We start from the raw sequence: 20,761 nt of genomic DNA, 5'->3' as shown, positions 1-20,761 counted from the left end.
CAATAGAAACGGAACGTTTCGTTCCTATATGGTTCGAGTTATCCCAAAGCCTCTGGAGCCACCATGCGTTACAATCAACTTGGAAATACGGGGATGTTCGTCTCCGAACTTTGCCTCGGTACGATGACATTCGGCGCCGCCGGCGAGAATGCCCAATGGGGCCTGATCGCCAGCCTCGACCAGGATGGCGTCGACGAGATCGTCGCCCGCTCGCTCGCCGCCGGCGTCAATTTCTTCGACACGGCGGATGTCTATTCCTTCGGCGCCTCGGAACGGCTTCTCGGCCAGTCGCTGAGAAATCTCGGCGTCAATCGGCAGGACGTGATCATCGCCACCAAGGTTCACGGCGCCATGGGCGGCGGCCCGAACCAGCGCGGTTCTTCGCGCGGCCATATCATGGATTCGGTCGAAGGTAGCCTCGAACGGCTGCAGCTGGACCATATCGATCTCTATCAGCTGCACGGCACCGACACGGTCACGCCGATAGACGAAACGCTGCGGGCGCTCGACGACCTGGTTGCCGCTGGCAAGGTCCGCTATGTCGGCGTCTCGAACTGGCAGGCCTGGCGCATCGCCAAGGCGTTGGGTATTGCCGAGCGCAAGGGCTTTGCCCGTTTCGAAACCGTCCAATCGTATTACTCGATCGCTGGCCGCGATCTCGAGCGCGAGATCGTGCCGCTGCTCAACGAGGAGAAGCTCGGGCTGATGGTCTGGTCACCGATGGCGGGCGGCCTGCTCTCGGGCAAGTACGGACCCGGTGCCCCCGGCAATGGCGAAGGTCGCCGCGCCAGCTTCAATTTCCCGCCGGTCAATGAGGACCGTGCCTGGGCAGCGGTCGCCGTCATGCGCGAGATCGCCGCCAAGCACGGCGTCAGCGTCGCCACGGTGGCGCTCGGCTTTGTCCAGGCCAAACCGTTCGTGATGAGCGTCATCATCGGCGCCAGCCGCATGGACCAGTTGGAACAGAACCTTGCGGCAACCGAGTTGAAGCTCGATGCCGACGATCTTGCTCGTCTCGACGAAGTCAGCGCGCTCCCGCCCGAATATCCGGGCTGGATGCTCGAACGCCAGGCGGCGGGCCGCAGGCCGGCGCCGTTCACGCCAAAGAAGTAGTTCCTTGTCGACGTGACATTTCGGCAGCCAAATTCGGGAGCCAAGTGGCTCCCGAATGCCTTCCGCTTCAGCCCAGCCGCGCGGTTTCGGCCAGGAAATCTAAAATGGCCCGTACCCGCGCCGGCAAATGCTTGCCTTGGCCGACATAAACCGCATGGGTCAGTTCCTCGTCGCCGGGGTTGAACTCTTCCAGCAGCGGCAGCAGCCGGCCGGCGGCAATGTCGGCCTCCACGTGCCAGCGTGCCAGCCGGGCGATGCCCGCCCCTGAGAGCGCCATCAACCGCATCGCCTCGCCGTCGCTGACCAGCGTGTTTCCAACGATCGATATGGTGATCGGCTTGCCGGCCGCGTCGACAAAAGGCCAGCCCTCGACGTGGCGCACGAAGCAGAAGCCCATCCGGTTGTGACGATCGAGATCGGCGGGCGTCTTGGGTGTGCCACGCGCTTCGAGATACGATGGCGCGGCAACGACGACCACTCGGCTCTGCCCGAGCTTGCGCGCCACTAGCCGTGATTCGCCGAGCGGGCCGGCACGTATGGCGACGTCGGCGCGCTCCTCCATGAGGTCGATAACACTGTCGGTCAACACCAGATCGACCGAGATTTCGGGGTATCGTTCTAGAAAACGCGGCAAGAGCGGGATCAGCCGGTGCTGCCCGAAAGGCACGTAGCTATTGATCCGCAGCCGGCCACGCGGCGCGGCGCCCGCCGCTGCCTCGCGCTCGGCTACCGCCATGTCGGCCAGGATGCGCACGCCGCTGTCGAAGAAGGCCGCCCCTTCCGGTGTCAGTCGCAGCTTGCGCGTCGAGCGGATGACCAGCCGGGCGCCAAGACGCCCCTCCAGCCGCGCGATCAGCTTGCTAACCGCCGACGGGCTCATGCGCAGCGCACGTGCAGCGGCCGAAAAGCTGCCGGCCTCGACGACGCGGACGAACACTTCGATCTCGCCGGAGCGGTTGATGTCGGGCCTGGCCATTGGTGAATCTATTTCACAGGCAATGTGCCCTAGGCAAGGCTGGTTCACAGTTCGGTGCATCACGATCTTTCGGGCCGGGCGTGAGAGGACACGGCGCCCGTCGTCGAAACTGGCCGTCATCGAAGTGGGAACCGCCATGCCTCTTGCTCTCTACGCTCTTGCCGCCGGCGCCTTCGGTATTGGCGTCACCGAATTCGTCATCATGGGCCTGCTGCTCGACGTCAGCACCGATCTCGGCGTCTCGATCTCAGCTGCCGGCCAACTGATTTCCGGCTATGCGCTGGGCGTCGTCATCGGCGCGCCGCTGCTGACGATCGCCACCGGCCGGTGGCCGCGCAAGACCGTGCTTCTGGCGCTGATGGCAATCTTCACGCTAGGCAACCTCGCGTGCGCGCTGGCCCCAGACTACTGGACGCTGATGGGTGCGCGCGTGCTCACCGCCTTCGCCCACGGCACCTTCTTCGGCGTCGGCTCGGTCGTGGCGACCGAGCTGGTGGCGCCCAACAAGAAGGCATCGGCGATCGCCCTGATGTTCACCGGCCTGACCATCGCCAACATCCTCGGCGTCCCCTTCGGAACATGGCTCGGCCAGGCCTTCGGCTGGCGCGCGACCTTCTGGGCGGTGACCCTGGTCGGCATGGTCGCTTTCGCCATCATCCTGCTGCTGGTGCCGCGCAGCCAGACAGCGCCTGAGCAAAGCAATTTGCGCGCCGATCTCGCCGTGCTCGGCCGCACGCCCGTCCTGCTTGGCTTTGCCACCACCGTGCTCGGCTATGCCGGCGTCTTCGCCGTCTTCACCTACATCGCCCCGTTGCTGACCGAGATCACCGGTTTTGAGGAAGCAGCGGTGTCGCCGATCCTGCTGGTCTTCGGCGGCGGCCTCATCGCCGGCAACCTCGCTGGCGGCAAGTTCGCCGACCGCTGGCTGGTGCCTTCCGTTCTCGGCAGTCTCGTCGTGCTGGCGCTGGTGCTCGGCACCATGACCTTCGCCCTGCACAGCCAGGTTATGGCCGTCATCTATGTCGGCCTGCTCGGCGCCGCCGCCTTCGCCACCGTGGCGCCGCTGCAGATGTGGGTACTGGAAAAGGCACAAGGCGCCGGCCAGAGCCTCGCCTCGTCCTTCAACATCGCCGCCTTCAATCTCGGCAATGCGGCCGGCGCCTGGCTCGGCGGCGTGGTCATCGCCCATGGCCCCGGCCTCGGCGCCGTCACCTGGGTCGCGGCCCTGCTGCCGCTCTCGGCGCTTTCCGTGGCAGCGCTGGCGCTACGCCTCGATCGCCCAACGCTCGGTGAACCGGCACCCGCCCGCTCGTAGCAACTCGAAGAACCCTTGTACACCATAGGAGAAACAGATGGATTATCGAAATCTTGGCGCATCGGGCCTGAAAGTCCCGGCGCTCTCGTTCGGCGCTGGAACCTTCGGCGGGTCAGGGCCGCTGTTCGGCGCCTGGGGCAACAGCGATGCGACGGAAGCCCGGCGGCTGGTCGACATCTGCCTGGAGGCGGGCGTCAACCTGTTCGACACCGCCGACGTCTATTCGAATGGCGCTTCCGAACAGGTGCTCGGCGAAGCGATGAAGGGCCGCCGCGATGCCGTGCTGATCTCGACAAAGACCTCGCTGCCGATGGGCGACGGTCCCAACGACGCCGGCTCGTCCCGCTCGCGCCTCATCAAGGCCGTCGAGGACGCACTGAGGCGTCTTGGCACCGACTACATCGACCTGCTGCAGCTGCACGCGTTCGACGCCGCAACACCGATCGAGGAGGTGCTATCGACGCTGGATAGGCTCGTGCGCGCCGGAAAGCTGCGTTATGTCGGCGTTTCCAATTTTTCCGGCTGGCAAGTGATGAAGTCGCTCGGCCTGGCGGACAGATACGGCTATCCCCGATACGTCGCCCACCAGGTCTATTACTCGCTGGTCGGGCGCGATTATGAATGGGAGTTGATGCCGCTCGGCCTCGACCAGGGCGTCGGTGCGCTGGTGTGGAGCCCGCTCGGCTGGGGCCGCCTGACCGGCAAGATCCGCCGTGGCCAGAAGCTGCCCGAGAAAAGCCGGCTGCACGACACGGCAAGCTTCGGACCGCCCGTCGACGACGAGCATCTCTATCGGGTCGTCGACGCGCTTGATGTTGTCGCCGAGGAAACCGGGAAGACCATACCGCAGATCGCCATCAATTGGCTGCTGCAGCGGCCGACCGTCGCCTCCGTCATCATCGGCGCGCGCAACGAGGAGCAGTTGCGCCAGAATCTCGGCGCCGTCGGATGGTCACTGACCCCGGATCAGATGAAAATCTTGGACACGGCAAGCGAGGTCACCGCACCCTACCCGTATTTTCCCTATCGCCGGCAGGAGGGTTTTGCCCGGCTGAACCCGCCCGCCGTCTGACGCTCCAAAAGCTGGGCGGCGGCTCCCAGGCTGCCGCCCGCGTGCTTTAATGCAGCACGAACTCGCCGTCGACCTTGCGCCATTCGTTCGGCGCGATCAGCTTCTGGTGCGTGTAGCTGACTGAATGCAGCGGGCCTTCGAGCTTGGCCTGCCAGAACTCGATGAAGCGGATAAGCACCGGAAATTTCGGGGCGATGTCGTAATCCTGCCAGATGAAGCTCTGCAGCAGATGCGGATGATCGGGAAAGTGATAAAGAATCTTGGCCGTGGTCAAGCCATAGCCCTTGAGCATCAGGTCCATTTCGGAATGGTCGCGCATTGCGGTCCCCTGGTTGATTCTCTTTCCTCCCAGCCTGAAATTGTGCACCCCATTTGCTTAATCGTCTATTGATATTTCTGCGGTCGAGCCAGATTTCTGCCGCAAAAACATGCGGTTAGCAGCCGTCTCGCTAGAGTGCTGACACCACCCGGGAAGGGACCTGCGGCATCCCGCCGCGCAAATCCAACGTCTAATGTTGCCGTCATCGCCGAACTGTTAATAATGCGCGCGAATTCGCGGCCGCAACGCTGCGATCCTGCCGGCAGTCAAGCCGGCGGTTTGGTTTCGGGAGGAAGGCGAAGAAATGTCCGATGTTCATGTCCATCGCGTCCAGCCGGCGTGGAAGAAGAACGCGCTGATCGACAATGACACCTACCTGAAATGGTACGCCGACAGCGTCAAGAGCCCGGACAAGTTCTGGGGCAAGCACGGCAGGCGCATCGACTGGTTCAAGCCGTACAGCAAGGTCAAGAACACGTCCTTCGACGGCAAGGTCTCAATCAAATGGTTCGAGGATGGCCAGACCAACGTTTCCTGGAACTGCATCGACCGGCATCTGAAGAAGCGCGGCGAACAGACCGCCATCATCTGGGAAGGCGACAATCCCTACGACGACAGGAAGATCACCTATAACGAGCTTTACGGACATGTCTGCCGCCTCGCCAATGTGATGAAGAAGCACGGCGTCAAGAAGGGCGACCGCGTCACCATCTACATGCCGATGATCCCGGAGGCCGCCTATGCGATGCTCGCCTGCACGCGCATCGGCGCCATTCATTCGGTGGTCTTCGGCGGCTTTTCGCCGGACGCGCTGGCCGGACGCATCGACGACTGCAAGTCGACCTTCCTCATCACCGCCGACGAAGGCCTGCGCGGCGGCAAGCCGATCCCCTTGAAGGAGAACACCGACAAGGCGATCGAGATCGCCGCCAAGGCCGGAACGAAAGTCGAAAAGGTCTTGGTAGTACGCCGCACCGGCGGCAAGACCGGCTGGGCCGCCGGGCGCGACGTCTGGTACCATGACGAGGTCGCGACGGTTAAGGCCGAATGCAAGCCCGAGAAGATGAACGCCGAGGATCCGCTGTTCATCCTCTACACGTCGGGCTCGACCGGCAAGCCGAAAGGCGTGCTGCACACCACCGCCGGCTATCTCGTCTATGTCTCGATGACCCACCAATATGTCTTCGACTATCACGACGGGGACGTCTACTGGTGCACCGCCGATGTCGGCTGGGTCACCGGCCACAGCTACATCGTCTACGGGCCGCTCGCCAACGGCGCCACCACGCTGATGTTCGAAGGCGTGCCGAACTACCCGTCGCAGTCGCGTTTCTGGGACGTGATCGACAAGCACAAGGTCAACATCTTCTACACCGCGCCGACGGCGCTGCGCGCGCTGATGGGCGCCGGCGACGCCCATGTCACCAAGACGTCGCGCAAGTCGCTGCGCGTGCTCGGCACCGTCGGCGAGCCAATCAATCCAGAAGCCTGGGAATGGTATTTCAACGTTGTCGGCAACGGCAAGGTGCCGATCGTCGATACCTGGTGGCAGACCGAGACCGGCGGCATCATGATCACGCCGGTTCCGGGCGCCACCCACCTCAAGGCGGGCTCGGCGACGCGGCCCTTCTTTGGCGTCAACCCGCAGCTGGTTGATGGTGACGGCAAGGTGCTGGAGGGTGAAGCCAGCGGCAATCTTTGTATTGCCGACTCATGGCCGGGCCAGATGCGCACCGTCTATGGCGATCACGACCGCTTCGTGCAGACCTATTTCTCGACCTACAAGGGCAGGTACTTCACCGGCGACGGCTGCCGCCGCGATGCTGACGGCTACTACTGGATCACCGGCCGCGTCGACGACGTCATCAACGTCTCCGGCCACCGCATGGGCACCGCCGAGGTCGAATCGGCGCTGGTTTCGCATGAGAAGGTCTCGGAAGCGGCCGTCGTCGGCTACCCGCACGATATCAAGGGCCAGGGCATCTACTGCTATGTCACGCTGATGGCCGGCGAGACGCCAAGCGAGGAATTGCGCCAGGAGCTCGTCGCCCATGTCCGCAAGGAGATCGGCGCCATCGCTTCGCCCGACAAGATCCAGTTCGCGCCCGGCCTGCCGAAGACCCGTTCCGGCAAGATCATGCGGCGCATTCTGCGCAAGATCGCCGAGGACGATTTTGCCGCGCTCGGCGACACCTCGACGCTGGCCGATCCGGCGGTCGTCGACGACCTGATCGCCAATCGGCAGAACAAGAAGAGCTGATGCAAGCCATATTGGGTGCCGTCACCGAGCTTTGGCGCTATCCCGCGAGCTCGCTCGCCGGCGAGCGCCAGCAGGCGATCTCGGTCGCCCGGCATACCGTTGAAGGCGACCGCCTGTTTGGTCTTATCGACACGTCGAACAATGAAATCGCACGGCCGGACCGCGAAGTGAAATGGCACAAGGTGCCCCGCATCCGAACCCGGCTGTCGCCGGCCGGCGCACTGGAGGTTGCGGTCCCGGATGGCGACTGGCTAGCCGCACCGGGCGCTGATAGCGACCGCGCCATTTCCGCCTATCTCGGCTTTGCGGCCTCCATCCGGCCGTTCCGCCGCGAGAATACTACACCGGGATACGCCGGTCCCCTGCTGGCGGAACGCTATGTCAAAGCCCCCATTCATCTGCTGACCACCGCTTCGCTGGCGCAGTTGAAGTTGCTGCATCCAGACGGCACCGCCGACCCGCGCCGCTTCCGCCCCAACATCGTCGTCGACATGCCGAAGATCGAGGGGTCATTCCCCGAAACCGAATGGATCGGGCGCAAGCTGGCGATCGGCGACCTGCTCCTGACCATCTCCGAGCCGTGCCGCCGCTGCGGCTTCACCATCATTGGCCAGGACGGGTTCGACCACGACCCGGCAATCCTGCGCAGCCTGGTCCGCCACAACGCCCATAATTTCGGCGTCTACTGCACTGTCGATCGACCGGCCCGCGTCGAGATCGGCGCCACGATGCGTCTCCTGTAGCTATTGGTATAAATCCGCCCGCGTCGGCGGCAGGCCGCTTGGGCCGCGCGCGCGCCTGGTGGCGACAGTCTGGAAAATCTGCGCCGAGGCGCGTTCGAAGGTAATCGAGCAGCCGGTGAGATAAAGCAGCCAGAGCCGCGCCTTGGCTTCGCCGACCTCGGCGATGGCTTCATCGAAGCGTGCGTGGAGGCGCTCGGCCCATAGCCTGCAAGTGCGCGCATAGTGCTCGCGCAAGTTTTCGACGTCATAGATGAGGAAGCCGTGCGCCTCGAGATTGCCGAGCGTCATGCCGATCGTATCGAGTTCGCCGCCCGGAAAAATGTATTTGATCAGCGCTTTGAATTCCGGCCCCTTGCGCAGCGTCTTCTTCATGCTGCCCTTGTCGCGGCGGGTGATGGCATGGTGCAGATAGACGCCGCCGGGTTTGAGCAGGCGATGGATGGTCGAAAAATAGGCGGCATGGTTGGCAAGCCCCAGATGCTCGAACATGCCGATCGACGAGATCTTGTCGAATGAGCCGGAGAGCTCGGCATAGGATTTTATCTCGATGGTGATGCGGTCCTCCAGCCCCTCGGCGCGGATGCGTTCGCGGGCGAGCTCGGTCTGTGCCTCCGACAGCGAGACGCCGTGGCCGACGACGCCATAATTCTTCACCGCATGGATGAGCATCGCTCCCCAGCCGCAGCCGATGTCGAGCAATCTGTCGCCGGGCTTCAGCCGAAGCTTGCGGCAGATATGGTCGAGCTTGTCTCTCTGCGCCTGATCGATATCGTTGGCGAAGTCCTTGAAGTAGCCGCAGCTATAGACCATGCGCTCGTCGAGGAAGAGCCGGTAGAATGCGTTGGAAATGTCGTAGTGATGCTGGATCGCCTCCTTGCTCGAACCGCTGACGTAAGGATTGCGGCCGGAAAGATCGGTTCGCGCCGTCATCTGTTTTCGCGAAAACAGCACCGCCGGCAGGTCGCGCAGGATCGCCAGCTTCGGCAGTGTCTTGAGCTTGGTCCTGAGCTTGCCGTGCGTGGGCAAGGCGTAGAAATCGAACAGCGATCCGTCTTCGACGTCGACCGTCTTGGCAATCCACATCTCGATCAGCGTCGATAAAGAAGGGCGGCGTACGATCTGCCAGACGATGTCCTGATCGTTGATGGTGAGCACCGGGCCGGTAGCCGGCCCGATCCGCTCGCCCGTCCACAGCCTCACCGCGAAACCCGGCTTCATCGTTTCGATGACCGTCCGAACAATCCGGGCCGCTCTCTCGGCTGCCTCCATCCCCGTCCTCCCTTACCCGGCAAAATAGTGGCCCGGAACAATAGCGGCCCGATCTTGCCTGCCAGATCGGCCGGCCGCAAGCCGCCTGGGTGCGCAAGCACGCTTGTTCAGGATTTTTGGAAGCCGCGCCTTGCCATTTCCCGGGTGACACCCCATCATGGGGGAGTGTTCAACAAATCGAAAGGAGGTGATCCGATGTCGAGTGATTTCGTTTTCCAGAACGTGGCCTCAGCGGATTGCACTTTCGGGAAGCAGTCTTCCCGTTAAGGCGCGAGATGCGCGGCTGGCGACCAGTGTCGCCGCCAGGAGCCGCGCCATGGACGGAAACACGGAAGGCCGCCGACTTCGCAAGAAGCGGCGGCCTTTTCCTTTTGAGCTGTTGTCCCCTATCTGGTTACGGTCAACATCTCGACGTTGCGAGCTATATCCTGGAAAGCCTGGTTGAGTTCGGTTCCATTGGCCGCCTGATAAAAGTGCTTGATCTTGGCGGTGTCCGGGCTGGCGCAATCCTGGAGCGTCGCCTTGGCATTCGTTTCGTTTAGGTCAAACCCAATGGTGAAGACCTCAATGCCCTTGTTGCGCATGGCAGCGCAGAGTGTCTTGGCGGCCGTGCGGGTCGGCTCCTTGCCGGCGTCATTGTAAACGTCGCTCACCGTGCTCGCATCGAAGTAGGATAGGTTGAATTCGCCGTCGGTCATCAGGATCGCGATTTTGGCGACCTTTTTTGGATCCATCTTGGCCGGCCGTTGCGAAGTCCTCATGATGCTACCCCAGTTCTCCGACAGCATGTACCAGGTCCACTGCACGCCGATATGGCCGGCGGTGCCGCCGGATGCGACGAAATTCTTGATGACCGTCTTGAGCGCCGTCGCATCCGCCGTCAGCGGCATCAGCGTGGCGGCCGGGCAGGCGGCGGTGCCGGTTTGCCAAGCGAAGGACGACAGCAGGTAGTCGCGGTTGACCATGCTGGCGTCGGGGCCCGCGTCCGAATATTGATAGATCCCCTTGCGTTCGGTGGCGCAATTGTCCGGACGGATGAAGCCCGAGATATATTGCACGGCGTCATTGGCCGGTGCCTGTTTGCGTTGGCTGGTGCTGGTTTCCACATAGACGCTGCTGGGCGCAAGTGTACCCGCATTCACCGAATTTGCGTAAGGCACGATGGCAACCCGCACTCGTGGCTTGGAGGGGTCCTGACCGCCCAGGAAACTGTCGACGGCATTCGCCGCAGCCGTCCGCAGATCGATGATTTTCTGGCCGGCCATCGACCCGGTCACATCGAGCATCATTGCGACTTCGATCTGCTTGTCCGAATAGAGCGCCATCGTCGATGCGGGAACGCTTTGCATGCCACTCGTGCCGAAAAGCGGGAAATAGTAGCTGACATTGACATGGACATCCGCCTGGACCGTGTTTGCAGTCCGGTCGACGGTCAGCTTGTCGAGAACGATCTGGTTGTCCTGCAGGATACCCGCCGTGCTGTTGGCATCGAGAAAGGCCTGCACTGATTTGCTGGCGTCGGCCTCGCTGATGACGCCGGTTGTCAGGTCCCGCGCCGTCGAGGTGACCGCAGCGTCGACGACGCCTTGCAGGCTCGATTTCACATTGTAGAGTTGGGACACGTTGACGGCAAAGCCGACACTCAGCGCCAGCACCGAGCCGATTATACCAAACAGCACCGCGAAATTTCCGCTGCGATCCCCGGCAAAGCCGCCGATCGCCTGAACAAGACCCCCGAAACGCTGCATTCCTTCCGCCTCCATTCGCCACAGCCTGCAGCTGTCCGAAGGCGCATTGCAGGAATCCGGCCGGATCGCGCCGCCAGGCGCGAGAAAGCGAGCGGCTCTCGCTCAGGCCATTGTTTCCAAACGGTTTCAAGCGACGGCAAGGTAAACAGCCGGTAAATGAAAGTCGCGTCAGCGCGGCTTTGTTGACAAAGCGCTTACCATGATCAGGCTCGCAATTCAGGACGACTGGACTGCGTCCCAATCCGGTACAGACGAGATGTATCGAACCGGTTCAGCACGACCGCGGTAGCGGGAGATGGAAATCTGGACTGTGAAAGGACTATGCCAGCATCCGTGCGCTGACGGTCTTGTCGACGCCGCGATAGGGCGGCTTGAAGAGATTGCCTTCCTGCTCGTGCGTCCAGACCTTGAACCGGCTGAGTCGATGCGGGCCGAAACTATGCAGCAGCGGCACGTCGGTGGCGTCACGGCCGCGCGCTATGACGACGCGGCCGATCCTCGGCACATTGTGGCGAGGATCGAACGTGTACCATCTGCCGTCGAGGAACACTTCCACCCACGCCGAGAAATCCATCGGCGCCGGATCGGCGGGTACGCCGATATCGCCAAGATAGCCGTTCACGTAACGGGCCGGGATATTCATGCAGCGGCAGAGCGTGATCGCCAGATGGGCAAAGTCGCGGCAGACGCCGACGCGCTCCTCATGCGCCTGCGCCGCCGTGCGGGTCGGGCGCGCATAGCCGTAGCCAAAGGACAGGCGGTTGTAGACATAGTCGACGATCGCCTGCACCCGCGCCCAACCCGGCGGAAGCTGGCCGAAAAGTTGCCAGGCGAGATCGCTGAGATGATCGGTCTCGCAGTAACGGCTGCCAAGCAGATAGCCGAGCACCTCGTCCGGCAATTCCGCGACCGGGACTTCCCCGGCCAGCGTGTTGACCTCATCCGTCTCGCCACCGTCCTCGATCACCGCGTCATAGAGGATGCGAAAGCTTCCTGCCGGCGCCGTGAAGCGGCGGCAGCTATTGCCGAAAAGATCGTGGTAGACCCTGGTCGGCACGGATGGCGACGTCAGTACGCGCGTCTGCCGCTTGATGTCGGCCTGACGATCCCCGTGGATGTCGAGCAATGAAACGACCGGCGTTGGTGCAACGCATTCAATGCCAATTTCATAGCCGAGCCGAATCAGCATCGCCCTCCCCTGCGATCGTCATGGAAGATAGTGCTGGTCAACGCAGGAGAGTGCGCGCGGTTCCTTGCGAACGTCGAAAACGAGGTCTCGCGGCTTCCCATACGGACGCGGCAACGTTACGGTTGATCGATATGCTCCCTTCGAAATAATCCTTCCAAGATGACCCCGGGAAAACCGATGTTTGCAGGCAGAAAATTCGCGGCCTTCCTGTTCGATATGGACGGCACGATTCTCAATTCGATTGCCGCGGCGGAAAGGGTCTGGGCAGCCTGGGCGCACCGGCAAGGTCTTGACGTCGCTGCATTCCTGCCGACCATCCACGGCGTGCGGGCGATCGAGACCATCGGCCGGCTGGCGCTCCCAGGGATCGATCCTGCCCGCGAAGCCGATGCGCTTTTGCAGGCCGAAGCAGCCGACGTCGAAGGCATCCACCCGATTACCGGCGCCGCGGCATTCCTGGCGTCGCTGCCGCCCGGGAGCTGGGCGATCGCCACTTCGGCGCCCCGTGAACTCGCTCTGCTGCGCCTGCAGGCCGCCGGCATTCCGGCTCCCGCCGTGATCGTTGCGGCAGAGGATGTCTCCCGCGGCAAGCCGGCGCCCGACTGCTTCCGGCTGGCGGCCGAACGGCTCGGCGTCGACGTGCGCGATTGCCTCGTCTTCGAAGACGCACCGGCAGGCATAGCAGCAGCCGAGGCCGCGGGCGCCGCGGTCGTCGTGATCAGCGCCACGCACCGGCATCCGTTGGAGACGCCGCATGCCGCCATCGCCGGCTATGACGCGATCGGCGTCGCCGTCGATGCCAGCGGCTGGATTGCCATCGAAGCGGAGCGGGCCGCCCAGCCTGCTTAGCTGGTACCCTGCTTAGCCAGCACCCTGCCTGGGCTAAAAGTCGCTGGTCAGGCCCTTGACCTCCCAGTCGCCGTAGCGGCCGGGTTCCTTGCCGCCGCGCCCACCGATCTCCCTCGGCAGCGTGGCTTCCTTCTCGCGATATTGCTCCCGCCGGGCCTCGGCCTCGGCCAAGGCGCGCCGGGCTGCCGGCGTCAGTGGCTTGTGCGGCGAGCCGTTAGCATGCGTTTGGCTGGTTTTGTCGATCATGCGATCTTCCGCTAGATTGAAACAGGCCCCGATTGAAACGGGAACCGCTGTTTCCCATCATATAGCGATGGGCCCACAAGGATCGACCCCTTTGTTGGGCCAGAACGGAGCAGACGATGAACACCCTTCGCACCGCCATGCTTTTGGCCGCAATGACGGCCCTGTTCATGGGTGTCGGCTATCTGGTCGGCGGATCCGGCGGCATGATGATCGCCTTGCTGATCGCCGCCGGCACCAATTTGTTCAGCTATTGGAACGCCGACAAGATGGTGCTGTCGATGCACCGTGCGATCGAGGTCAACGAAAGCAACGCGCCCGAATATTACGCCATCGTGAAGGGTCTCGCGCAACGCGCCGGCCTGCCGATGCCGAGAACCTATCTCATCGACAATCCTCAGCCCAATGCCTTCGCCACCGGCCGCAATCCGCAAAATGCCGCTGTCGCCGCCAGCACCGGCCTGCTCGAGCAGCTCTCACATGAAGAAGTCGCGGCGGTGATGGCGCATGAGCTTGCCCATGTGCAGCACCGCGACACGCTGACCATGACGATCGTCGCGACCTTTGCCGGCGCAATTTCGATGCTCGGCAATTTCGCTTTCTTCTTCGGCGGCAACCGCGACAACAACAATTCCTTCGGCATCGTCGGCGTGCTGGTGGCGATGATCGTCGCGCCCCTGGCCGCCATGATCGTGCAGATGGCGGTGAGCCGCACCCGCGAATACGAGGCCGACCGGCGCGGGGCCGAAATCTGTGGACACCCGCTGTGGCTGGCCTCGGCACTTGACAAGATCGCGCGGGGCGCCGAACGCATCCGCAACCCGGATGCCGAGCGCAATCCGGCAACCGCCCATCTCTTCATCATCAATCCTCTTTCCGGCGAGCGCATGGACAGTTTGTTTTCCACTCACCCGAGCACAGAAAACCGCATCGCCGCATTGCAGAGGATCGCGAGCGAGATGGCCGGCGCACCCGAAGCGGCCGCGACGCCAAAGCCGGCGCCGAAAGAGACCGGGCAGCAGCCGTCAGGTCCGTGGGACAGGGCCGCCCGGCCCGAGGGGCCGGTTGAGCCGGCCAAGCCGAGACCCAATCCCTGGGGACGCAATCCGACCGGACCCAAAGGTCCGTGGTCGTGAGCGCAGCACAACGCCGGCACGCAATTCCAGGTGATCGCGAGCACAATTCGGGCAGCGAGGCCGTAGCCGGTCTCGCCGCGCGCAAGGCAGCCGCGCGCCTGCTTGCCGCAGTCATCGACGCGAGAACGCCACTCGACGGGCTGACCGACCATGAGAACGGCCATCCGCAATACAAGGCGCTCGACTTGCGCGACCGCGCCCTGGTGCGCGCCATTCTGGTCACCGCCCTGCGCTACCGCATGACCATATCAGGCCTTTTGGCCCGCCGCCTGGAAAAGCCGCTGCCGCCCAACGCTACGGCGCTTTCGCACATCCTGCACGTGGCGGCGGCACAGATCCTGTTCCTCGATGTTCCCGACAGCGCCGCCGTCGACCTCGCCGTGACGCACGCCAAGTCCGATCCGCGCACGGCGCGCTTTTCCGGCCTCGTCAACGGCGTGCTGCGTACGCTGGCGCGGGCCAAGCAGGACGAGCTCGCGACCGCAATTGCCGCAACCGACGAGGCACCAAAATGGTTTTCCGACCGTTTGAAAACGGTCTACGGCCTCGACAAGGCCAGGCAGATACTGCTCGCCCACCGCCATGAGGCGCCGGTCGACTTCTCGGTCAAGTCGGACCCGGCGCTGTGGGCCGAACGGCTCGGCGGCTTCGTCTTACCGACCGGCACGGTGCGGGTCGAGAAGCTCAGCGCTTCCGTGACCGAACTGCCCGGCTTTGGGGAAGGCGCCTGGTGGGTTCAGGATGCAGCGGCCAGCCTGCCGGCCCGGCTGTTCGGCGACATCAATTGTTTGCGAATCGCCGACCTCTGCGCCGCGCCGGGCGGCAAGACCGCCCAGCTGATCCTCGCCGGCGCCCATGTCACTGCGCTCGACATGTCCAGAACGCGGCTGGCACGGCTGACGCAGAACCTCGAAAGGCTCGGCTTGGCCGCGGAGATCGTCGAGGCCGATCTGCTCAAATACGAGCCGAAGAACCGCTTCGACGCCGTCCTCCTCGACGCACCTTGCTCTTCGACCGGCACGGTGCGGCGGCATCCCGACGTTCCCTGGACGAAGACGGCGGTCGACGTCGAAAAATTGGCCGACCTGCAACGCCGGCTGCTTGCCCGCGCCATCACCTTGGTCAAGCCTGGCGGTCGCATCGTCTTTTCCAACTGTTCGCTCGATCCGCTGGAAGGCGAAGAGCTCTATCGCGACTTTCTCGCCGGCAATGCGGAGATCATCGACGACCCGCTTCGGCCGGGCGAGATTGCCGGCATCGACCCATTCCTGACGCCGCAAGGCACGTTGCGCACCACGCCTGCCGATCTGGAGCTTGGCTCACCAGCGCGTTCCGGGCTGGACGGTTTCTTTGCCGCCCGCATGCGCAGAGCCGGCTAAGGGCCGATCTTGAAGCGCCATCCGACTTCTTGGGGCGAGGAGGCATGGAAAACAGGCTGAACGGCCCCACTGCCGCGGAATTCGCCTTCGCACAAGTTCTTGAATCATATAAACTTGTGCTTGGGTGAGGACGATCAGGAGGGGTTTTGGCAATCGCTGCCGGTAACACGACGCGTCTGTGGACGCTTGTCGCGAGGGAGTTCTGGCGCAAGACGCGCCGGCGCTTGCGCGCCGGGCCACTCTATCGCTGGCGCTACTCCGGCCGCACGCCGGAGCGCGTCCTGATTGCCCCGCCGGACCTGCGCCTCGCCGATCCTCAGATCGCGCTCGATATCTATTACGGCCGCTATCCGCTTTCGGGGCATCTGGTCGAGACCGGTGGCAAATCGCCCTTCCAGATCGACGTGCCCAATCCCGGCTGGCAAAAAACGCTGCATGGCTTTCGCTGGCTGCGCCACATGCGTGCCGCCAGCACGGAGCTCGCCGCCGCCAACGCGCGGGCGTTGGTTTCCGACTGGATTGCAATCCATGGCAGCCATATTTCCGGCGTCGCCTGGGAGCCCGGCACGACGGCCAAGCGTGTCATTGCCTGGCTGCAGCATTCCTCGATCGTGTTGCAGGGCGCCGAGTTTCCGTTCTACCGTGCGTTCCTGAAATCGCTTGCCGTCCAGATCCGCTATCTGCGCGCCATGGTGCGCGAGATGCCGGACGGCAAGGACAGGCTGCGCGCCCGCATTGCGCTGGCCTTTGCCGCTTTGTCGCTGCCGGCGCCGGCCTCGGCGCTGCGCGGTGCCACCCGCAATCTCGCCGAGGAGCTCGACCGCCAGATCCTGCCTGACGGCGGCCATATCTCGCGTAATCCGATGACCGTGCTTGAAATCCTCGCCGACCTTCTGCCATTGCGCCAGACATACGCCAATCAGGCCGAGACACCGCCGGCCGCCCTGATCGGCGCCATCGACCGGATGCTGCCGGCACTGCGCTTCTTTCGCCATCAGGATGGCAGCCTTGCCCGCTTCAACGGCATGGGCGCCACCATCCACGACCGCATCGCCAGCATCCTGCATCACGACGACACCGCCGGCGCACCACTGCTGCACGCGCCGCATTCGGGTTATGAGCGCCTGTCGATGGGTGGTGTCACGGTGATCGCCGATACCGGCCCGCCGCCGCCCGTCGACGTGTCCAATGCTGCTCACGCCGGATGCCTCGCCTTCGAATTGTCGTCGGGCCGCCAGCATTATATCGTCAATGCCGGCATAGACACCTATGGTGCCGCCGAGTTCCGGCCGCTTGCCCGCGCCACCGCCGCCCACTCCACCGCTACCATCAACGACACGTCGTCGGCGCGCTTCAACCACTCCTTGCGCGTCAACGACCTGCTCGGCACGCCTTTGATAGGCGGGCCGCAGCATGTGCCTTGCAAGCGCACCGACCAGAAGGGCAGCCAGGGCTTCATCGCCCGCCATGACGGCTATGTGGCGCGCTTCGGCTTCCTGCATGAGCGCGAGCTGAAATTGTCGACCGAGGGCAATGTGCTTGCCGGCAGGGACCGCTTCCTGCGGCCGGGCGGCGCTTCTATCCGCAACAATGGCCGTGATTTCGTTACAGTGCGTTTCCATGTCCATCCCGACATAAACGTGCTCCAGGATGAGCATGACCGTCTGGTGCTGACCGCCGACCACGCCGACACCTGGGTGTTTACCTCCACCGAAGTGGCACCCGAGGTCGAGGAATCGATCTATTTCGCCGGGCTTGGCGGCCCACGCCGCAGCCGCCAGATCGTGCTTGCCTTCAAGGCCTCGGAGATTCCCGAGGTCCATTGGCAACTGACGCGGACAATTATCGCCGGCCGTCAGGAAAAAGCTGAAGCTGGTGGCAACGGCAGACACTGATCAAGCCTTGCGGCTTGATTTCCGGGCCTCATATGCTACGGCCCGCGGACGCTCTCCAACCACACGTGGAAAGGCCGCCAGCCCATGGCCGTCGCCGCCAAGAATATTCCCGCGCCCGACCTTGTACCCATCCGTCGCGCGCTGCTCTCCGTCTTCGACAAGACCGGCCTGATCGATTTCGCCAGGGCGCTGGCTTCGGCCGGCGTCGAGCTGGTCTCGACCGGCGGCACGGCAAAGGCCCTCGCCGATGCGGGCATGGCGGTGCACGACGTATCCGAGCTCACCGGCTTTCCCGAGATCATGGACGGGCGCGTCAAGACGCTGCACCCGTCGGTGCATGGTGCACTGCTCGGCGTTCGCGACGATCCAGAGCACGCCGCGGCGATGCGCGACCACGGCATTGAGCCGATCGATCTCGTCGTCTCCAATCTCTATCCATTCGAGGAGGTGCGCCGCTCCGGCGCCGACTACGCCGCGATCGTCGAAAACATCGACATCGGCGGCCCGGCGATGATCCGTGCCTCGGCCAAGAACCACGCATACGTCGGCATCGTCACCGACCCTGACGACTATGCCTCGGTGCTCAACGCGCTGGAGATGAATTTCGGCTCGTTGTCGCTGGATTTCCGCAAGAAGTTGGCAGCCAAGGCCTTTGCCCGCACCGCCAGCTACGATGCGGCGATCTCGGGATGGTTCGCCGAGGCGCTGGAGATCGAGCATCCGACATGGCGCGCCTTCGGCGGCAGGCTGCAGTCGGTGATGCGCTACGGCGAAAACCAGCATCAGGGCGCCGGCTTCTATGTCAACGGCGACAGGCGGCCGGGCGTCGCCACGGCACGCCAGCTTCAGGGCAAGCAGCTTTCCTACAACAACATCAACGATACCGACGCCGCCTTCGAGCTGGTCGGCGAGTTCGATCCGACCCGCTCCGCAGCGGTAGCCATCATCAAGCACGCCAACCCGTGCGGCGTCGCCGAAGGCGCTTCGCTGCAAGCGGCCTATGCCAAGGCGCTGGCCTGCGACCCGGTCTCGGCCTACGGCGGCATCGTCGCCATGAACCGTATCCTCGATGCCGCAGCCGCCGAAGAGATCGTCAAGACCTTTACCGAAGTGATCATCGCACCGGAGGCGTCCGATGATGCAATCCGCATCATTGGCGTCAAGAAGAATCTACGCCTGCTGGTCACCGGCGGCCTGCCCGACCCGCGCGCGGCGGGCCTTGGCTTGAAATCGGTTGCTGGCGGCTTGCTCGTCCAGGGCCGCGACAATGCGGTGGTGGATGACCTCGAGCTGAAGGTGGTGACCCGGCGCGCTCCGACGCCGGCCGAAATGGCCAATCTGAAATTCGCCTTTCGCGTGGCAAAGCACGTCAAGTCGAACGCGATCGTCTATGCCAGGGACGGCGCCACCGTCGGCATCGGCGCCGGCCAGATGAGCCGTGTCGATTCCTCGCGCATCGCCGCGCGCAAGGCGCTCGACGCGGCCGACGCTGCCGGTCTGACGGAGCCTTTGACCAAGGGCTCGGTCGTCGCCTCGGATGCCTTTTTCCCGTTCGCGGATGGGCTTTTGTCGGCAATCGAAGCCGGCGCCACCGCCGTCATCCAGCCCGGCGGCTCGATGCGCGACGACGACGTCATCGCCGCCGCCGACGCTCACGGCATTGCCATGGTCTTCACCGGAGTGAGGCACTTCCGGCATTGAACTCCCTCCCCCTGTCCCTGTGGGAGAAGGGAAGAGCAGCTCACTCCGCCGGCCGATCCGCCGGATAGGGCGTGCCGATCAGGATCGCCATGCCTGCGCCGAGGAACAGCACGATCGCCGCCATTCCGAGCCGCGCCGAGCCGCTGGCCAGGGTGATCGTGGCCACCATGAAGGGCGCTGCAAAACTTGTTGCCCGACCGGCCAGCGCATAGATGCCGAAATAGCGGCCGGATTCGGCTGCGGAGACGCTGCGCGCCATGTAGGAGCGCGACGATGCCTGCACCGGCCCGAAGGCAAGCCCGATCAGCAGGCCGTAGAAAATGTAGGCTTTTTCCGCCGCCGTGCCGAACAGTCCGCCGCCGTCCAGTCCGGGCATCACCCAGGCGCCGAACAGCGTATAGCCCGGGCCGGTCGAGACGATGCCGATCGTGGCAATGCTCAGCATGACCAGCGAAATCATCACTATGGTCTTGGAACCCAGTGCAGTGTCGAGGCGTGCGGCAACCACGCAGCCGACGATGGCAACGACGTTGAGGATGATGCCGAACAGGCCGATCTCTGTGATCGACCAATGGAACATTGCCGCCGCAAACGTTCCGCCCAGCGCCAGCAGCGCGTTGACGCCGTCCTGATAGATCATGCGGGCGACGAGAAAGCGAAAAATACCGCTGCGCTTGCTTACTTCGGCTAGCGTCGACTTCAGTTCCGACAGGCCCTCGCGCACCGCCGGCCCGATTGGAATGCCTTTGATCGCATCAGGCGTGAAAAAGAACATCGGCAGGATGAACAGGAAATACCAGGCCGCCGACAACGGTCCGGTGGCGCGCGCGTCCTCGCCGAGCCTGGGGTCAAGGCCGAAGATCGGGTCGAGCCCGACGACGGTCTTGCCGGTTTCAGGCGAGCCGGCCATGACGGTAACGACGAAGATTAGCGCGATCATGCCACCGAGATAGCCGAGCCCCCAAGCCATGTTCGAGATCCTGCCGATGTCGCTCTTCGGCACCAGGCGCGGCATCATCGAGTCATTGAACACGGTCGAGAATTCAGCCGCGACCGATGCCAGCGAGAACAACGCCACGACCAGAAAAAGGTTGGAGCCGGGCGCGGCGAACCACAGCAAGGTGAGGCTGGTGATCTTGACCGCGGCGAAGAAGGCTATCCACGGTTTGCGTGGTCCGGTCTGATCGGCGATCGAGCCGAGGATCGGCGACAAAACGGCGATGACGAGGCCGGCGGCGGCAATGCCGTAGCCCCAGGCCGCTTGCCCCGTCTCCGGATTGCTGGCCATGCGCGAGACGAAATAAGGACCGAAGATGAAGGTGGTGACGACCGTGAAGAACGGCTGGGCCGCCCAGTCGAACAGCATCCATCCCCAGATGCCGCGTCCCGACGCACGCTGCACTGCGATCTCAGCCATGTCCCCTCCGCTGGAGCTTGCTCCGTGCCGATCGAATCGGCATGATGCTCCGTCTTGTTGTTGAGCACGATCTTGTCCAAAAGCCGATCGTTACGTTCGCGATCATGCTCCGGCGCCCCAAAGCAGCGCGCCGTTCG

Annotated in this window: 17 protein-coding genes; 10 read left to right on the top strand and 7 right to left on the bottom strand. The window is 63.7% G+C overall.

Annotation, left to right across the window (positions count from 1 at the left end; translation table 11 throughout):
• Window positions 1-63: 63 nt before the first annotated feature.
• Complete coding sequence (locus NKJ93_RS06285) at window positions 64-1,113, top strand: aldo/keto reductase (RefSeq protein ID WP_352588177.1); 1,050 nt, start codon at window positions 64-66, stop codon at window positions 1,111-1,113.
• 67 nt (window positions 1,114-1,180) lie between these two features.
• Here the strand turns inward: NKJ93_RS06285 and NKJ93_RS06280 are convergent, their stop codons facing one another.
• Window positions 1,181-2,089, bottom strand: coding sequence for a LysR family transcriptional regulator (locus NKJ93_RS06280; protein WP_023719717.1), 909 nt, complete (start codon window positions 2,087-2,089; stop codon window positions 1,181-1,183).
• Between the two features lie 136 nt (window positions 2,090-2,225).
• Here NKJ93_RS06280 and NKJ93_RS06275 point away from each other — a divergent pair, with 136 nt between their 5' ends.
• Together NKJ93_RS06275 and NKJ93_RS06270 are read left to right on the top strand one after the other, a co-directional pair.
• Window positions 2,226-3,404 carry an MFS transporter gene (locus tag NKJ93_RS06275; RefSeq protein ID WP_352494121.1) on the top strand — a complete coding sequence of 393 codons (1,179 nt, stop codon included), beginning with the start codon at window positions 2,226-2,228 and terminating at the stop codon, window positions 3,402-3,404.
• Between the two features lie 37 nt (window positions 3,405-3,441).
• Complete coding sequence (locus tag NKJ93_RS06270; RefSeq protein WP_023719719.1) at window positions 3,442-4,476, top strand: aldo/keto reductase; 1,035 nt, start codon at window positions 3,442-3,444, stop codon at window positions 4,474-4,476.
• A 46-nt stretch (window positions 4,477-4,522) separates the two neighbouring features.
• Here NKJ93_RS06270 and NKJ93_RS06265 read toward each other — a convergent pair whose 3' ends face one another.
• Complete coding sequence (locus NKJ93_RS06265; protein ID WP_023719720.1) at window positions 4,523-4,795, bottom strand: usg protein; 273 nt, start codon at window positions 4,793-4,795, stop codon at window positions 4,523-4,525.
• A gap of 304 nt (window positions 4,796-5,099) precedes the next feature.
• Between NKJ93_RS06265 and acs the strand changes: the two genes are divergently transcribed.
• Together acs and NKJ93_RS06255 are read left to right on the top strand one after the other, a co-directional pair.
• Window positions 5,100-7,055, top strand: a complete 1,956-nt coding sequence (gene acs / locus NKJ93_RS06260) for an acetate--CoA ligase (protein ID WP_023719721.1) — start codon at window positions 5,100-5,102, stop codon at window positions 7,053-7,055.
• On the top strand, window positions 7,055-7,798 hold the full coding sequence (locus tag NKJ93_RS06255) for an MOSC domain-containing protein (protein WP_023719722.1): 744 nt from the start codon (window positions 7,055-7,057) through the stop codon (window positions 7,796-7,798). The genes acs and NKJ93_RS06255 overlap by 1 nt, the downstream gene beginning before the upstream one ends.
• On the opposite strand, the gene NKJ93_RS06250 is transcribed toward NKJ93_RS06255, so the two are convergent.
• From NKJ93_RS06250 to NKJ93_RS06240, 3 genes are all read right to left on the bottom strand, one after another.
• Entirely contained in the window at window positions 7,799-9,067 is a 1,269-nt protein-coding gene (locus NKJ93_RS06250) for a class I SAM-dependent methyltransferase (protein ID WP_352588174.1), read from the bottom strand. It abuts the gene before it with no gap.
• Window positions 9,068-9,453: 386 nt separating this feature from the next.
• Window positions 9,454-10,815 carry a pilus assembly protein TadG-related protein gene (locus tag NKJ93_RS06245; RefSeq protein WP_352494119.1) on the bottom strand — a complete coding sequence of 454 codons (1,362 nt, stop codon included), beginning with the start codon at window positions 10,813-10,815 and terminating at the stop codon, window positions 9,454-9,456.
• A 319-nt stretch (window positions 10,816-11,134) separates the two neighbouring features.
• The gene (locus tag NKJ93_RS06240) at window positions 11,135-12,004 is read right to left on the bottom strand and encodes a transglutaminase-like domain-containing protein (RefSeq protein ID WP_023719725.1); all 870 of its coding nucleotides are present in this window, start codon (window positions 12,002-12,004) and stop codon (window positions 11,135-11,137) included.
• A 177-nt stretch (window positions 12,005-12,181) separates the two neighbouring features.
• On the opposite strand from NKJ93_RS06240, the gene NKJ93_RS06235 reads away from it, so the two are divergent.
• Entirely contained in the window at window positions 12,182-12,853 is a 672-nt protein-coding gene (locus tag NKJ93_RS06235) for an HAD-IA family hydrolase (protein ID WP_023719726.1), read from the top strand.
• Window positions 12,854-12,886: 33 nt separating this feature from the next.
• Here the strand turns inward: NKJ93_RS06235 and NKJ93_RS06230 are convergent, their stop codons facing one another.
• Window positions 12,887-13,099, bottom strand: a complete 213-nt coding sequence (locus NKJ93_RS06230) for a DUF1674 domain-containing protein (protein ID WP_023719727.1) — start codon at window positions 13,097-13,099, stop codon at window positions 12,887-12,889.
• A gap of 116 nt (window positions 13,100-13,215) precedes the next feature.
• On the opposite strand from NKJ93_RS06230, the gene htpX reads away from it, so the two are divergent.
• The 4 genes from htpX (at window position 13,216) to purH (ending at window position 19,207) form a co-directional block, all read left to right on the top strand.
• Window positions 13,216-14,232, top strand: a complete 1,017-nt coding sequence (gene htpX / locus NKJ93_RS06225) for a zinc metalloprotease HtpX (RefSeq protein ID WP_023719728.1) — start codon at window positions 13,216-13,218, stop codon at window positions 14,230-14,232.
• On the top strand, window positions 14,223-15,611 hold the full coding sequence (locus NKJ93_RS06220) for an RsmB/NOP family class I SAM-dependent RNA methyltransferase (protein ID WP_023719729.1): 1,389 nt from the start codon (window positions 14,223-14,225) through the stop codon (window positions 15,609-15,611). Before htpX ends, NKJ93_RS06220 begins: the two co-directional genes overlap by 10 nt.
• A 146-nt stretch (window positions 15,612-15,757) precedes the next feature.
• Window positions 15,758-17,506: a heparinase II/III family protein gene (locus tag NKJ93_RS06215; RefSeq protein ID WP_352588171.1), complete on the top strand. Its 1,749-nt coding sequence runs from the start codon at window positions 15,758-15,760 to the stop codon at window positions 17,504-17,506.
• A gap of 84 nt (window positions 17,507-17,590) precedes the next feature.
• Complete coding sequence (purH, locus tag NKJ93_RS06210) at window positions 17,591-19,207, top strand: bifunctional phosphoribosylaminoimidazolecarboxamide formyltransferase/IMP cyclohydrolase (protein ID WP_352588168.1); 1,617 nt, start codon at window positions 17,591-17,593, stop codon at window positions 19,205-19,207.
• A 40-nt stretch (window positions 19,208-19,247) separates the two neighbouring features.
• Here purH and NKJ93_RS06205 read toward each other — a convergent pair whose 3' ends face one another.
• Window positions 19,248-20,624, bottom strand: a complete 1,377-nt coding sequence (locus NKJ93_RS06205) for an MFS transporter (protein ID WP_352480971.1) — start codon at window positions 20,622-20,624, stop codon at window positions 19,248-19,250.
• Between the last annotated feature and the right edge of the window lie 137 nt (window positions 20,625-20,761).

Source organism: Mesorhizobium sp. M0028, from assembly GCF_040323855.1.
Classification (GTDB): Bacteria; Pseudomonadota; Alphaproteobacteria; order Rhizobiales; family Rhizobiaceae; genus Mesorhizobium.
Note: the sequence above shows the minus strand (reverse complement) of the source record. Positions and strands in the feature narration are given on the sequence as shown.

Excerpts from the sequence above, each read along its gene's own strand:
- NKJ93_RS06270 (WP_023719719.1), top strand. The coding sequence starts at position 3,442 with ATGGATTATCGAAATCTTGGCGCATCGGGCCTGAAAGTCCCGGCGCTC.
- NKJ93_RS06280 (WP_023719717.1), bottom strand. The coding sequence starts at position 2,089 with ATGGCCAGGCCCGACATCAACCGCTCCGGCGAGATCGAAGTGTTCGTC.
- NKJ93_RS06275 (WP_352494121.1), top strand. The coding sequence starts at position 2,226 with ATGCCTCTTGCTCTCTACGCTCTTGCCGCCGGCGCCTTCGGTATTGGC.
- NKJ93_RS06235 (WP_023719726.1), top strand. The coding sequence starts at position 12,182 with ATGTTTGCAGGCAGAAAATTCGCGGCCTTCCTGTTCGATATGGACGGC.
- NKJ93_RS06245 (WP_352494119.1), bottom strand. The coding sequence starts at position 10,815 with ATGCAGCGTTTCGGGGGTCTTGTTCAGGCGATCGGCGGCTTTGCCGGG.
- NKJ93_RS06285 (WP_352588177.1), top strand. The coding sequence starts at position 64 with ATGCGTTACAATCAACTTGGAAATACGGGGATGTTCGTCTCCGAACTT.
- NKJ93_RS06255 (WP_023719722.1), top strand. The coding sequence starts at position 7,055 with ATGCAAGCCATATTGGGTGCCGTCACCGAGCTTTGGCGCTATCCCGCG.
- acs (WP_023719721.1), top strand. The coding sequence starts at position 5,100 with ATGTCCGATGTTCATGTCCATCGCGTCCAGCCGGCGTGGAAGAAGAAC.
- NKJ93_RS06205 (WP_352480971.1), bottom strand. The coding sequence starts at position 20,624 with ATGGCTGAGATCGCAGTGCAGCGTGCGTCGGGACGCGGCATCTGGGGA.
- purH (WP_352588168.1), top strand. The coding sequence starts at position 17,591 with ATGGCCGTCGCCGCCAAGAATATTCCCGCGCCCGACCTTGTACCCATC.
- NKJ93_RS06230 (WP_023719727.1), bottom strand. The coding sequence starts at position 13,099 with ATGATCGACAAAACCAGCCAAACGCATGCTAACGGCTCGCCGCACAAG.
- NKJ93_RS06240 (WP_023719725.1), bottom strand. The coding sequence starts at position 12,004 with ATGCTGATTCGGCTCGGCTATGAAATTGGCATTGAATGCGTTGCACCA.
- NKJ93_RS06265 (WP_023719720.1), bottom strand. The coding sequence starts at position 4,795 with ATGCGCGACCATTCCGAAATGGACCTGATGCTCAAGGGCTATGGCTTG.
- htpX (WP_023719728.1), top strand. The coding sequence starts at position 13,216 with ATGAACACCCTTCGCACCGCCATGCTTTTGGCCGCAATGACGGCCCTG.
- NKJ93_RS06250 (WP_352588174.1), bottom strand. The coding sequence starts at position 9,067 with ATGGAGGCAGCCGAGAGAGCGGCCCGGATTGTTCGGACGGTCATCGAA.